The sequence below is a fragment of the bacterium SCSIO 12696 genome (assembly GCA_024397955.1).
Taxonomy (GTDB): Bacteria; Pseudomonadota; Gammaproteobacteria; order Pseudomonadales; family Porticoccaceae; genus SCSIO-12696.
The window spans coordinates 939,865-953,464 of record CP073744.1; the positions used below are offsets into that span (position 1 = coordinate 939,865).

11 protein-coding genes are annotated in these 13,600 nt (G+C 51.8%); 2 read left to right on the forward strand and 9 right to left on the reverse strand.

All coding sequences use genetic code 11. The annotated features are described in order from the left end of the window. Positions 1-117 precede the first annotated feature (117 nt). Together dusA and KFE80_04360 are read left to right on the forward strand one after the other, a co-directional pair. Entirely contained in the window at positions 118-1,113 is a 996-nt protein-coding gene (gene dusA, locus KFE80_04355) for a tRNA dihydrouridine(20/20a) synthase DusA (GenBank protein UTW46134.1), read from the forward strand. A gap of 20 nt (positions 1,114-1,133) precedes the next feature. Next, positions 1,134-1,580, forward strand: coding sequence for a TerB family tellurite resistance protein (locus KFE80_04360; protein ID UTW46135.1), 447 nt, complete (start codon positions 1,134-1,136; stop codon positions 1,578-1,580). Positions 1,581-1,754: 174 nt separating this feature from the next. Here the strand turns inward: KFE80_04360 and KFE80_04365 are convergent, their stop codons facing one another. From KFE80_04365 to hrpA, 9 genes are all read right to left on the reverse strand, one after another. Further along, on the reverse strand, positions 1,755-2,243 hold the full coding sequence (locus tag KFE80_04365) for an STAS domain-containing protein (GenBank protein UTW46136.1): 489 nt from the start codon (positions 2,241-2,243) through the stop codon (positions 1,755-1,757). 30 nt (positions 2,244-2,273) lie between these two features. Next, the gene (locus KFE80_04370) at positions 2,274-3,488 is read right to left on the reverse strand and encodes a serine/threonine-protein phosphatase (GenBank protein UTW46137.1); all 1,215 of its coding nucleotides are present in this window, start codon (positions 3,486-3,488) and stop codon (positions 2,274-2,276) included. A 95-nt stretch (positions 3,489-3,583) separates the two neighbouring features. Further along, complete coding sequence (locus KFE80_04375) at positions 3,584-4,333, reverse strand: VacJ family lipoprotein (protein UTW46138.1); 750 nt, start codon at positions 4,331-4,333, stop codon at positions 3,584-3,586. 151 nt (positions 4,334-4,484) lie between these two features. Beyond that, on the reverse strand, positions 4,485-5,900 hold the full coding sequence (locus tag KFE80_04380; protein UTW46139.1) for a hypothetical protein: 1,416 nt from the start codon (positions 5,898-5,900) through the stop codon (positions 4,485-4,487). Between the two features lie 96 nt (positions 5,901-5,996). Then, the gene (locus KFE80_04385) at positions 5,997-7,097 is read right to left on the reverse strand and encodes an ATPase (GenBank protein UTW46140.1); all 1,101 of its coding nucleotides are present in this window, start codon (positions 7,095-7,097) and stop codon (positions 5,997-5,999) included. Positions 7,098-7,352: 255 nt separating this feature from the next. After that, on the reverse strand, positions 7,353-8,111 hold the full coding sequence (locus KFE80_04390; GenBank protein ID UTW46141.1) for a putative DNA-binding domain-containing protein: 759 nt from the start codon (positions 8,109-8,111) through the stop codon (positions 7,353-7,355). Beyond that, positions 8,111-8,968, reverse strand: coding sequence for a DUF692 domain-containing protein (locus KFE80_04395; GenBank protein ID UTW46142.1), 858 nt, complete (start codon positions 8,966-8,968; stop codon positions 8,111-8,113). The genes KFE80_04390 and KFE80_04395 overlap by 1 nt, the downstream gene beginning before the upstream one ends. A gap of 32 nt (positions 8,969-9,000) precedes the next feature. Continuing rightward, the gene (locus KFE80_04400; protein ID UTW46143.1) at positions 9,001-9,420 is read right to left on the reverse strand and encodes a hypothetical protein; all 420 of its coding nucleotides are present in this window, start codon (positions 9,418-9,420) and stop codon (positions 9,001-9,003) included. Between the two features lie 167 nt (positions 9,421-9,587). Next, positions 9,588-13,556, reverse strand: coding sequence for an ATP-dependent RNA helicase HrpA (gene hrpA, locus KFE80_04405; GenBank protein ID UTW46144.1), 3,969 nt, complete (start codon positions 13,554-13,556; stop codon positions 9,588-9,590). Positions 13,557-13,600: the final 44 nt, after the last annotated feature.

A 13,600-nucleotide genomic window follows, 5' to 3' on the forward strand; every position in this document is an offset into this window, starting at 1 on the left:
AGTGCCGCAATTTCAAAGCATGGCGGTCGGAATCATTTACATTGTTGTTACAATTGTTGCCCGACTGCAAATTGACTAAAATTGCCGCCCTTCTCGCTCGTCGACCGCGTTTAGCCAATGCCAGAGAATACCACTTTAAATCGCCGCTTCTCCGTTGCACCCATGCTCGATTGGACAGACCGGTATTGCCGTTACTTTTTACGTCTGTTGAGCAAGCATGCTCTGCTGTACACAGAGATGGTAAACAGTGGCACCATCAAATACGGCGATCGCGACCACCACCTGGGGTTTGACCCATCGGAGCACCCACTGGCGCTGCAATTGGGTGGCAGTGACCCTACAGAACTGGCAGAAGCTTGCAAGATTGCAGAGCAATACAGTTACGATGAAATTAACCTGAACTGTGGTTGCCCCAGTGACAGAGTACAAAAAGGCCGCTTTGGCGCCTGCTTGATGGCCGAGCCGAATCTGGTGGTGGATTGTATTCGCGCCATGCAAGACGCTTGCGATTTGCCAGTCACTATCAAGTCCCGCATTGGCATTGACGAGTTAGACAATTACCAGAATTTGCTGGATTTTGTCGGCCCCATTCAGGAAGCTGGCTGTGTAACCTTTATTGTCCACGCCCGAAAAGCCTGGTTACAAGGTTTAAGTCCGAAACAGAACCGGGAAATCCCCCCTCTCGATTACCCACGGGTCTATCGGCTAAAAAAAGATTTTCCACACCTGGAAATCATCATTAATGGCGGTATTACCTCTCTGGATCAGGCAGAGGAACATCTGCGTCATGTAGATGGGGTTATGGTAGGCCGCGAGGTGTATCACAACCCCTATATCCTCGCCGAGGTCGACCAACGCTTGTTTGGGGATAACCACCCAATACCGAGCCGGGAACAAGTTTATGAACAGTTTGTCGATTACGTGGAACAGCAGCTCCTGCAAGGCGTCAAACTCAGTCATATGAGCCGGCATATCCTCGGGTTATTTCAAGGGATGCACGGTGGGCGGAAATTTCGCCGTTACATCAGTGAGCACGCTTATAAACCCGGTGCTGGAACCGATGTACTGCGCAACGCCTTGGATCAACTGAATACCAAACCTATGTCAATGTGAGCTATTCATAGTAAGTAACCATGATCGAAAAATTGCGCCAGTGGCTTACCACCGAAATAGAGCCGATAAACCCCGATTCCACCGAAACTCTTGAATTGGCGGCAGCTGCGCTTTTAGTAGAAGTCATGACCGCAGATAATGAAGTATCCCTTCAGGAAGAACAGATTATCCGGGACATTCTTATCAGACAGTTTGAACTCACTGGCACAGACATCGACGCACTGTTTGAGGAAGCCCGTAACGCCAATCATCAAGCGACCGGCTTGTATCGTTTTACCCGCAAAATCAATGAATCTTATTCCGCAGCACAACGCTTTCAGTTGGTGGTGTATTTGTGGCAGGTGGCGTATTCAGATGGCGAGTTGGATAAATACGAAGAAGGCACTATTCGCCAAATTTGCGAGTTAATACACGTTTCACACAGCGATTTTATTCGCGCCAAACATCAGGCCCAGAAAAACTATTAACCTGGCGACAAAATAAATCGTCCTGATTTATTTTGTCGTCACCCGGTAAAATCGGCGATGCTATGCGGAGCCCCTTGATTTTACCGGGCTCGCGCCGGCTTTGCCGTCGGCAGCACATCCTTGTGCTGCGCCATTAACCCGACACTAATTGACACCGGATTAATAGGCGATCAGCTACGAGTTTTCCAGGCTGTGAATCAAGTCGACAAAGTCCTTTTGATTGGCCGGGTTAAGCTCTATCAATAACTTGTGCGCTTCGAGCACTTTCTGACGGCAACTTTCTTCGTCCAGATCGTCACAGCGAAGCTCAGACCAATTAAAGTTATCACTCACCGGGTTTTCGTACAGGTCAAACACTTCATCCAGACCCATTACATTCAGTGTGTGATTGATGCCATCGTTGCTACAAAACAACTTGGGACGTAGTTTGAATTCTCGGTTGCAATGAATAGCCAATTTCGCCAACAGGCCCAAGGTGGTACTGTCGACGCCTTGCGCCTCCAGCAGATCAACCAATACTTCTGTTGCATCTCCGCGCTGGAAAATAGAATCGATGTAATTGGACAGCGATGTACACAGCACCATACGCACATCGCCAATTAATTTAATGTCGTAAACACCGGCCCGTTGTGCAACCAGAATGCGGCCACGCTCAGCAGTCATTGATTCCCCCTGCACCAGGCGTTCATGGCCTCAAAGCTCCCGGCTGACTGTGAGCACAGAAATATCATCCGGTGCTTCTTGCACATGATCGAGACCAAGCCGACTCACCACACCTTGTAAAAAGTCGCCGTTTACCTTGCCAGCCTCCGCCTCTACGGCATGGTGCAACGCTTGCTGTTTGGCCGCCATCGATTCCCCCTCCATATAATCGAGCACACCATCGGAGAACATACACAAGGAGAAATGCCTGGGCAATACCACCTCTTCCACTTGCCAGCTGGCATCATCAAACAGGCCAATGGGTTTGCCCTTACCCGGTAGAACAGTGCCTTTGCCATCAGACACCAAAATTGGCGCAGGCATTTGAGCACAGGTGACGTAACGCATCACATGCCGCTTCATATCTATGGAACCGGCAAAAAACGTCATATGTTTGTCCAGGCCAGTGGCTAAAAATTGGCGGTTCAGGGATTCTGCCAGGCCACTGGGTGCTTGCGACAAATTCGCTTCGTCACGTCGAATCACATGGTTGCGGATCATTTTATTGAGCATAAAACGCAATAGCACAGTGACAAACGCTGACGAAGCACCGTGCCCGGATACATCGGCAAAATAAAACGTCAGGTAACGATCCATCAGCGTGTGATAGCCCACGAAATCACCACTGAGATACAGAGACGGCACAATATGGTGGGCGATGGTGTAATCGTGAAAGTGTTGAGGGGTTTTTGGCAGCATTCTCAACTGCACTTGGCGCCCCGCCAGTTGGTCTTGCCGCAAAACTTGCAGGCTCTCCTGCAGCTCTCGGTTGGTAGCTTCCAGCTGTTGGCGGTAGTTATGGCTGGCCCGGAGCAGCTCGCGAGCCTTCCAGGCAGATTCCACCACCACCAGCAAATTGCGGGGATCGACGGGTAACAACAGAATATCGCTCGCACCCTGCTGGATGCAGGACAGCACTTGGCGCGATGACGGGTCTTTTAGAATAGGAACAACGGTATGGGCTTCGCTGCAAGAAATGCAGTAACTCAAGTACTCCGACACCAGATCAAAGTCCGTACTCAAGTCCAAATGACTGCAATCCAGCAAAATAACCGCCGGACTGACTTCATGAAGGAGCAGGTCAAACGCACCATCCAGCTCGGTGCGCCTAACTGCCCAATCATTATCACGCAGATCACGATTGTTAAATATCGGATCTGGCGTCTGGGTACCAATGTAGAGAAGTTCCCGAGTACTGCCTTGCATTAGCTAGGGCCTGTTATTATCAGGGCCTGTCGCAGGCCCTGGACAGTCTCAGGGTTTAAGCGCAGCCTTGCGCCACACTTAAACGCCAAAAACCGTCAGTTGTCATTTCCCTCGCTACCGTAATCATCACCGTAGTCGTCACCAAAGTCGTCTTCAACTTCACCGTCTTTTACCAGGAAGTCACGACGTTGCAGATATGCGTCCTTGATAAAAGTATAGCTATCTCCAGAGATCAATTCCTCTGAACTCAGCAGTTGTGAACGCGTATCCACCACTCGCAAACCATACAGGCTATTACGAAGGCTGACGTTGTCCACATGACGCACTACATCAAATGCCAGACCATCGGCCACGCCAGCGGGGAAATCACGCAAAGTACTAGGGCCGAGGAAAGGGACAACCACGTAAGGACCAGCGGGAACACCCCAGGATGCCAAGGTCTGGCCCAGGTCTTCTCCTTCACTCTTTTTCAAGCCCATACTGTCGGCAACTTCAAAGATGCCACCGATGCCTATCGTCGAATTGACCACCAAGCGACCGGTATCGTTGGCCGCCTGCTTGAACTTACCTTGCAGTAAGTCATTGGGAATATTAATCACTTCCCTGAGGTTGCCAAACACATTGCTGACGCCCCGCTCGACGGGATCGGGAGTAATCCACTTGTAACCCTTGGTCACTGGCTTGAGCAACCACTTGTCCAAGCCTGAATTAAAACCGTGCATAGCACGGTTAAAACCTTCAAGTGCCCCACGCTTGGGGGTTTCTTTGGCATCTTCGCCATAGGCTGCACCACTGAGCATAACCGTTGCCAGAGTCATTGAGCCTATCAATTTGCAGAATGTCATTGTTTTAACCTCTTAACCAGTCCCTGCTTTGGCCGCAATTGTAGCCCAGTGTTCCTCACTGGTATAGGAATGACATAAAACCAGTGCGCTGATGGCCCACTGGTTTTATGCCGCAAGGAAAATAGGGCCCATATTCCCAAAACACAGGGTCTCAGGGCTCAACAGCCACCACAGATAAAGTGCCACGCTTTTCATTGGCGCAGAGCACGTAGTACTGGCCCTCGCCTCCCCGATACAGCGCAAGGCCCTCCGGAGCATAGGCTTTGGCTTTATCACCAGGCTCACGCAGAGGCACCACAAATTCCACCAATGGTTTACTGGGTTCCTTCAGATTCACCAAGGCCAAGGCGTCAGCGCGCTCCAGTGTCACCACCGCGTAGGGGGTGCCAGACAGCTCTACATAGATAACTGTTTCTGGCTCTGAGCCTTTGTTGTCACTGCGCTTGTCCGGATACAGCGCCATAGCGTGAGCCATCGCATCCAGCTGATTTCCAGTATCTCCGAGCAGCTGCCCGGTTTTGGCGTCGAACAGGCTCAAGGTACGGCCGCCACCGGCGAGTTGCCCGGCTTTTACTTTCGAGGCTTTGGGCTCGGTATCGCCTTCATCCGCAGTCAACAGCAAGCGGCCGTCAGCGCTGATCGCAATACCATCCGGCTCGCGAAAAGCACTCAGCAGGTTTGTAAAAGAGATGCGCTCATCGTCTTGGGTATCCGCCAAGTGCTGCGTTGTTCCCAAACCAAACCAGCGCGCCACCTGAGTACTGGCCACATCCACCACCAGCACTGCGTTGTTTTCCTGAAGAGACACAAACAGTTCACGACCATCCGGGGAAAACGCCAAGTACTCTGGTTCCAGGTAGTCGGCATCGGCAGCAGTGATCGGCACAATGATTTCTTCTTCATCACCGCTGATAACACCATCTTCATTGAGATCCACTGCTCGCTCAAAAGAGCGTTTATGAAACCCTTGCAAGACACCGTCTACGCCGGTGAGGTCGGGTAAGGCAATTTGCTTAACCACACTACTGTGTAGGTCTGACTTGATATCAATCAGAGTCACACTCCCCGGCGGGGTGTTCAACTCACCTTTGTCACCAACCACAAAGGGTTCACCCTCGTTAGCAACCGCCAGCCAGCGGCCGTCGTTACTGAACAGTACCGAGTCCGGCCAGTAGCCGGCTTCAAAGGTGGCCACCTGCTCACCGCTGGTGGCATTAAAGATCAACACCTGCCCAACCGCCAGAGGGTGATCCGCGATCAGCGCCACGGCCACAATGTCATTAAAGGGGTGAAAAGCTACCGAAGAAATATCGCCGCCTGAGTGCGGTGCCACCGATATACGCTGTACCCGTTGTGGCTTTAAAGGATTTTCCAGGGAGAGGATATCCACCTGTTTTTTGCCGGAGATGGTCAGTGCCGCACGGGCTGTAGACTGCTGCACACTGATAATTTCCACGCCTTTTTTATAGCCACTGTCGTAGCTACCTACCCATTTTAATTGCGCCGCATGAGTAGTGGCAGTGAATGCGAAGAATACGATGGATAAAACAAGGTGAAAGCGGATCATTGGGATACTCCTTAACCGTCACCGTGTGGATAAAAAAAGCCCCGCACAAGGCGGGGCTTTTCGCATTGATAAAGTAGTTAACCTACTTATTAATGCTTACTTGTAAACGTATTGCAGACGAACGCGGAACTCATCACCGTCTTCGCCAGTTACATCGTCTTCACCAGTCATCAGGCTGGCACCGATGCGGATGGCGCTGTTGGGGTAGTAGTTCAGGCCCAGAGCCAGCTGGCTGCCATCAGTGCGGCCCAGCTCGATGTCGCTGAAGTTGCCGTCGCCAGACTCGTAGCGAACAACCGCTTCCCAAGCACCGGCGTCAGAAGAAGGCTTGATGATTTTGAACTTGCCACCGTCGTATGGACGAGATTCGCCAGTCAGAACCCAGCCAACCTGGCCGTAGTAACCGTCGAGGCTGTCGCCGTCTACTTGGTCAGTGTCAAAGTACTCAGCCTGGTAGTGGAAAGCGCCGTTAACACCAGCAACTTCAACACCAAAAGCAGATTCAGCAGCGTTACCGCTAACACCTTGAGTACCACTGCGCTCAGAGAACGCCAGACCCAGGTGGAATACGTTGCCTTTTTCGTTTACCGGAGCGAAGGTAATACGGCCAGTCAGGGCCAGGTCTTCAGCACCACGATCGTCGTCAGCAGTTTCGTTCTCGAACAAACCTACACCGTAAGTCCAGTGCTTGCTCTTACCGTGCAGCTGAACACCGGTGTTACGACCAAAAGCGTGTTGTTCAGTCAGAGCAGAACGCTCCAGGATGGAGATATCTTTAGAGCTGGTTTGCTCTTCCAGGCCGAAGGGCTCTTTTTGACGACCTACAGTCAGGTTAGCCAGCTTGCCCCAGCCTTTGTAGCGAATGTACAGATCTTCTACGTCGCCGGCTTCGGATTCACCGATGTTGAATTGGGCTTTGTAGTCCCAGTTCTTGTCAACAGTACCTTTTAAGAAGATACGAGCGCGACGTACAGACAGGTTGTTCTCGTCTGGCTCGCTGTCAGAATCTGCTTCGGCGTTGTTGTAGTCCCACTGGATACGACCGCCAATGTTGAAGGCGTTCTTTTTGTCAGCAGTTTTAACACTGAAGCCACCTTTGGTACCAATGATAACGTCATCACCACTGGAAGTTACGGTACCGGCATTGGCACCAACAGCAACGCTGGCAATAGCCAAAGCGAGAAGTTGCTTTTTCATCAGATATGTCCCCTATTGTTTGGACGACCGATTAAATGGACGAAAGATCCACAGGTTTATGGTTTGGATCGGCGCGTATTCTGAGGGGTTTTTGTGACAAAAATGTGACGAAAAAAAGCCATTACTGTGACAGTAATGGCTGAATATCGAAGAGGGATCAAGAAGTTAGCCATTTCATTTCACCACAGTTCATCCACACAATAATGGACAAAAAATGGAGAAACGGGAGAAGATAGTGGAGGAAGCGACGTTTTGTTAACTGGATCCACAAATAATGTCGAGGCTTGCCAATTTTTCCAGAAGCGCGGTGCCACCATCAACCACTTGTTGCGGGTTTGGGTGCTGCAGCTCTTCAGCAATCAACTGCAAGGCTTGCTCACCGCTGAGTTCAGCATCATCTTCCAGCAATTGCAGCAGCCGGATAGTGACTCCGTTAGCCTCCATAAATCGTACTCTCTCCTTCCGATTCCGATACACCACTAAAAAGGTAGGCTGCTCGGGGGGGTCTTGAGGTTGATTCTCGGGGCCAATTTCATGAACCGGGTACTGGTAGGACAAGCGCCAAGCCAATGGGGATACCAATGGGTGCCCCTTCAGGAGCTTCTCGACATCCATTTTGCTCTCTGCGGGCAACGATTCCGGCGACACATCCAGAGCAAGCTCTACCCATTCGTAGTGAGCCAGTTCTTGTAAAAATGGGGGATCACCGGGCCGAACGCCACGCTCTTCCTGGAGATAGCGTAAAAACTCCTGGGAAATTTCGAGAAAGTACGGGCTTGTGCTTTGGTGGCGCGCCACAAAATCACGCACCATATTGTGCCAACGTTCTTCACTGTACAGTGTTTTCAGCACCGGAAAGCCGCTGGCAATAAAATTTTCGATATTGTTGTAAATCAGATCCCGGTATATGCCCATACGGCGATCTTCGATATCACCGGGGGCCGGGTTTTTATCCGGATTGCGCAAGTGAGCGGCAAACTGGAATTGGGTATCCTGGAAACCGGCTTCACTCATCAGGCAATAATCGTTTGTTGCTTATTCAGGTGTTGGGGCTGGTTTTGAATGGCCTTGATGCGATCCACTTCCACCATCAGCTCCGCCAGTGGCGGTATATTAAAGTCTCGCTCTAACAAGGTGGGCATAACGCCAAACAATTCGTAGGCGCGATCCAACAGTGACCACACCGGATCAATAACATCAGCGCCGTGGGTATCCACTCGCAGATCTTCGGCTTCATTGTAGTGGCCGGCAATGTGCACATAGCTAACCCGGTCTCCGGGCAATGCTGCCAAGAATTCATCGGGATCGTAGCGGTGATTGATGCTGTTCACATAGATGTTGTTGACATCCAGAAGCAGATCACAATCCGCCTCGGCCAGAACCCCATTGATGAACTCGATTTCGCTCATCTCCTGCTGAGGGGCGGCGTAGTAGGACGCATTTTCCATAGCAATGCGCTGACCCAGAAAATCCTGAACCTGGCGTATACGGTCTGCTACGTAATGAATGGACTCTTCAGTGAACGGAATCGGTAACAGGTCGTACAAGTGGCCATTGTCACTGCAATAGGTCAGGTGCTCGGTATAGGTGCGTATACCGTGATCCGCCATAAAGTGTTTTACATCGCGGAGAAAATCAAAATCCAGTGGTGCAGGTGAGCCAATGGACAATGACAAACCGTGACACACAAAGGGGAAACGCTCTGTGTATTCACGAAATTTGCGGCCGTATCTACCGCCGACATTAATCCAGTTTTCTGGAGCTACCTCCATAAATTGGACGTCGGCAGTAGAAAGGGACTGGAAATTGTCCAATTGACAACGTCGCAGCCCCAATCCGGCTCCCGTAACGGGATAAGACTTTTCAGTCATACGGTTTTACTCAGGGTAACAGTCGCAGGTGATTATTTGTCACCGCCACACTTACCTTCACCGCATTTGCCTTCACCACATTTACCTTCGCCGCACTTCCCTTCGCCGCATTTACCTTCACCACACTTCCCTTCTTCGCCTTTCTCACCGCCGCACTTACCTTCGCCGCACTTACCTTCTTCGCCTTTCTCACCACCGCATTTACCTTCGCCGCACTTCCCTTCGCCGCATTTGCCTTCTTCACCTTTTTCGCCTTCGCCGCACTTGCCTTCGCCGCATTTGCCTTCACCACAGCCACCTTCGGCCAACTTGGAGCTCAGCGTGTTGTAGCCGGAAGTCAGCTCACTGGCTTCGAATGGGTTAGCAGCCATTGCTGCAGGTGCAATAGCAACAGATGCCAGAAATGCAGCGCCAACCGCAGCAGCCAGAGGTTTAGTAGTATGCTTAGCCATGATGGATCTCTCCTAATCGTTTCTTTGCTTCGTTTTAAAAATTCATATACAGCAAAGCCTTCTCCGGCATTGCTGGGGTATATGACCCAAGGGGTGTGCCTAAGTTTCCACGTTTTCTCCAGTATTGCAATTTTTTTACGTTTTCACCCAAAAAACTGTTGATTGAGTCATGAAAACTGCTCAAGCACTTGTTTCCATTGGGTTTCCAACCTTTTTTCAGACACTGGAAGAGCTGTGCGCAGCTGTTGCGCAAACAGAGAAACTCTATATTCTTCAAGCATATAGCGGTAGTGGGCCACTGCAAGCTGCTGATCCTGGGTCCACTCAACGGGCTCCATAGGCAGGTCGCTGAGACGCTGATACAGGTTTTGCAACTGCAAGCTGTATTGCCGATCTTTGCTGCTGTTGAGTGCCATCTTTTCTACTCGATACCCCAAAGCCTTGATGTAACGAGGGTACTGAATCAACAAATCGTAAGGCTGCTGTACCCAGAAATCGTCGGCAAACAGCCTGCCGAGCTGATCATTGACATCCGCCACTCCGTCAAAAGCCCCTAAGCTCACCTTTTTTAAGCCCTTGCGAATCTCGGCGAGAGGCGCCAACAGCGAAAGTAGCATCGCTTCCAGCTCATTTGCACAGCTGACTATATTGCCGGTACCCCGCTCAAGCAGGGTCACAAAGTCGTCGCGGCAACGGGGAATTTCCTTATCATCAAATAGGGCTTGCCGATAGGCCCCCATGATCAGGCCACCTATCATCTGCTGTCGCTTGGGCAAGCCCGCCGCAAGCAGTTTTAAATCGGCGCCTTTGAGCAGCTGCTTGCCCAAATACTTGGCTGTTTGACTGTGTTCCAAAAGAGCCAGACGCAATAGTCCCTGCCAAGTAGTGTTGCGAGCTGTTTCCGGGTGATCCAACAGTTTTAAAGCCACGGAGTCGCCGTTATCTACCAATGCCGGCCAGGCTCGAATCGCCACAGACCCCGTATCCGGCTCATACACTTCTGGCAGTTCGCCAAAGTCCCAGCGGCGTAATTCATTCCGTTCAAAGTCCGGTGCAGCGGTTTGCTGGATCACTGTTTGCACTTCGCCGCGATAATCCCGCTGCAACTGTTGGAGATCACGCCCCATGGCCAACGGTTCGCCATTGTCGTCCAACAGGCGAAAATTCATTCGGTAGTAAGTATCCAGTTGATCCTGCTGTTCGGGCTGATGCCAAGGGGCAGCGGATAAATCCACGTCATAGTGGCGCTGCAACTGCTCCCCCAATACCTCAACCAATGGACGGTTGCATGCTTTTAAAGCACTCCATACCTTGTCCACTGCATTGGGCACCGGTACAAATTCCCGCCTCAGGGGTTTTGGCAACGATTTCACCAAAGCGATGCACTTGTCTCGGAGCATGCCGGGCACCAGCCACTGAAAACGGTATTTGGGCACTTGGTGAAGTAAGCCAAGCGGGATAGTCACCGTCACCCCGTCTTCCGGGTGCCCTGGCTCAAAGTGGTAACTCAATGGAAACTTTAGTCCCTGGCATTCAATTTCGTTGGGAAACTGGGCTTGAGAAGCATCACTGACCGCCCGCTGCATCAGCAACTCACGATCCATATATAAAAATTTCGGCTGTTCCCGCTCGGCCTGTTTGCGCCACTGCTCAAAAGCCACCAGATTATTGATATCAGCGGGAAGACGCTGATCAAAAAAATCGAACATCACTTGCTCTTCCGCGACGATATCCCGGCGGCGGGTACGGGCCTCCAGCTGTTCCAGCTCTTCAAGCAACTGGCGATTGTGATGCACAAAAGCGCCTTTGCCACGGCGATTGCGCTGATAGCCACCCTCCAGTAAAGCGCCCTGGATAAACACCTGGCGGGCCACAGCCGGGTCGATATGGCCGTAGCGGCAGCGCTTGCGCTCGACAATGGTCAAGCCATACAGAGTTTGTTTTTCATAGGCCATAACCTCCCCGCGACGGGCGTCGTAATGGGGTTCGCTGTGGCTCTTTTTTACCAGGTGAGCTGCCAGCTGTGGCAACCATTGGCTATCGATAGCGGCAACGGTGTGGGCAAACAGTTTGCTGGTTTCCAGCAACTCGGCGCACATCAACCACTTGGGTGTTTTCTTGTAGACCCCAGACCCGGGGAAAATCATAAACTTGCGATTGCGGGTACCCAGGTACTCTTTGCCTTCCTGGATTCGCGCCACTTGTCCCAGCAGGCCGGTTAACAACGCCCGGTGGATAGTATCCTGATGGTATTCAATGAGCGGGTTATCAGCCGGTTGCTGGCTGTCCGGCAGGCGGGCACTGCTGCTAGCCAGCTTCAATTCACGCACCACCTGATGCAGTTGATGATGTAAATCGCGCCACTCCCGCATTCGCAAATAAGACACAAAATTAGCTTTGCAGTATTTACTGAATTGATTTCCAGATAAGTTTTGACGCTGCTGTTCCAGATGATCCCAAAGATTCAGCAGGCTGATAAAGTCAGAAGCCTTATCGCGCCAGCGAGCGTGTGCCTGATCCGCTTGTTGCTGTTTGTCAGCGGGGCGTTCCCGGGGGTCCTGAATACTCAATCCAGAAGCAATAATCAGCAATTCCCGGAGGCACTGTTGTTGCTCTGCAGCCAGCAACATGCGCCCCATGCGCGGGTCCACCGGCAGCCGGCACAATTGGCGCCCAACCGCTGTCAGTTGCTCTTTGGCGTCGATGGCCCCCAGCTCTTTCAAGAGATTGAAGCCATCGCTAATCAGGCGCTGATCGGGGGCATCCACAAACTCAAAATCGCGAATATCACCGATGCGCAGGTGCATCATCTGCAAAATCACTGCCGCCAGGTTAGTGCGTACAATTTCCGGGTCGGTAAATTCAGGGCGCTGTTGAAAATCGTCTTCCGAATACAGGCGAATACACACCCCGTCACTGAGGCGCCCACAGCGGCCCTTACGCTGATTGGCGCTGGCCTGTGAAACAGCCTCAATGGGTAAGCGCTGCACTTTGGTGCGATAGCTGTAGCGACTAATGCGAGCCGTGCCTGGGTCGATCACATAGCGAATACCGGGAACAGTAACGGAGGTTTCTGCCACATTAGTGGCCAACACAATACGGATTCCCTTGCGGGTGTTAGCCTGAAAGACTCGATTCTGCTCCGCCAGACTGAGGCGGGCGTACAGCGGCAAAACATCCACTGTTGGCAACTGCTTTTGTGTCACCGCTTTGCGCAGCGCCAAAGCCAGCTCGCGAATATCCCTTTCCCCACTGAGGAATACCAGTACGTCTCCGCGCTGAGGCAATTCCAACAATTCCTGCAACGCCGACAGTACCTGTTCAGGTAAATCGCCCGTGCCCTCTTGTGGCGGCCGATAGCGTACCTCTACCGGGTAAGTGCGGCCAGAAACTTCAATAACCGGAGCATCGTTAAAGTGCCGGGAAAACCGCTCCACGTCGATGGTTGCAGAGGTAATAATGATTTTGAGGTCCGGACGCTTGGGCAAAATCTGTTTCAGGTAACCCAACAAAAAATCGATATTGAGGCTGCGCTCGTGAGCCTCATCAATAATCAAAGTGTCGTAACGATTCAGGTAACGGTCGTTTTGAATCTCTGCCAGCAAAATGCCATCGGTCATCAGTTTGACGTAAGTACGGTCACCGCTGTGGTCATTAAAACGCACTTGATAACCGACCTTTTCACCCAAGGAAGTATTCAATTCTTCGGCAATACGGCTGGCCACGGTACGGGCAGCAATACGGCGAGGCTGGGTATGGCCAATCAAGCCGTGGCTACCCCGCCCCAGTTCCAGGCAAATTTTTGGCAGTTGAGTGGTTTTACCGGAGCCGGTTTCACCGGCAATAACCACAACCTGATGGTCGCGAATGGCCGTGGCAATTTCTTCTCGCCGCGAACAAACCGGCAAGTCCGGATAAGTCACCGGCGGCAACCCGGCCCGCCGCTGTTCAACGGCTTGCTTTGAGCGTTCCAGCAATTCAGAGAGCTTTTGTAAATCCCGGTCAACTGGCTGTTTGCGGCGAACACGCTGACGAGCGCGGCCCAGCCCCGCCAACAAGCGTCCACGATCTGACGACAGGCACTGATCCAGCTGCTGTTGAATGGCTTGAAGGGTGGAGTCGGAGTTGTTGGCCATGCTGTCGACGAACGTTTAAAAGCGCGGACTTTACCACGACTACA

Coding starts and splice junctions, on each gene's coding strand:
- KFE80_04395 (UTW46142.1), bottom strand. CDS start 8,968: ATGACTGAAAAGTCTTATCCCGTTACGGGAGCCGGATTGGGGCTGCGA.
- KFE80_04375 (UTW46138.1), bottom strand. CDS start 4,333: ATGACATTCTGCAAATTGATAGGCTCAATGACTCTGGCAACGGTTATG.
- KFE80_04380 (UTW46139.1), bottom strand. CDS start 5,900: ATGATCCGCTTTCACCTTGTTTTATCCATCGTATTCTTCGCATTCACT.
- KFE80_04400 (UTW46143.1), bottom strand. CDS start 9,420: ATGGCTAAGCATACTACTAAACCTCTGGCTGCTGCGGTTGGCGCTGCA.
- hrpA (UTW46144.1), bottom strand. CDS start 13,556: ATGGCCAACAACTCCGACTCCACCCTTCAAGCCATTCAACAGCAGCTG.
- KFE80_04385 (UTW46140.1), bottom strand. CDS start 7,097: ATGAAAAAGCAACTTCTCGCTTTGGCTATTGCCAGCGTTGCTGTTGGT.
- KFE80_04390 (UTW46141.1), bottom strand. CDS start 8,111: ATGAGTGAAGCCGGTTTCCAGGATACCCAATTCCAGTTTGCCGCTCAC.
- KFE80_04365 (UTW46136.1), bottom strand. CDS start 2,243: ATGACTGCTGAGCGTGGCCGCATTCTGGTTGCACAACGGGCCGGTGTT.
- KFE80_04360 (UTW46135.1), top strand. CDS start 1,134: ATGATCGAAAAATTGCGCCAGTGGCTTACCACCGAAATAGAGCCGATA.
- KFE80_04370 (UTW46137.1), bottom strand. CDS start 3,488: ATGCAAGGCAGTACTCGGGAACTTCTCTACATTGGTACCCAGACGCCA.
- dusA (UTW46134.1), top strand. CDS start 118: ATGCCAGAGAATACCACTTTAAATCGCCGCTTCTCCGTTGCACCCATG.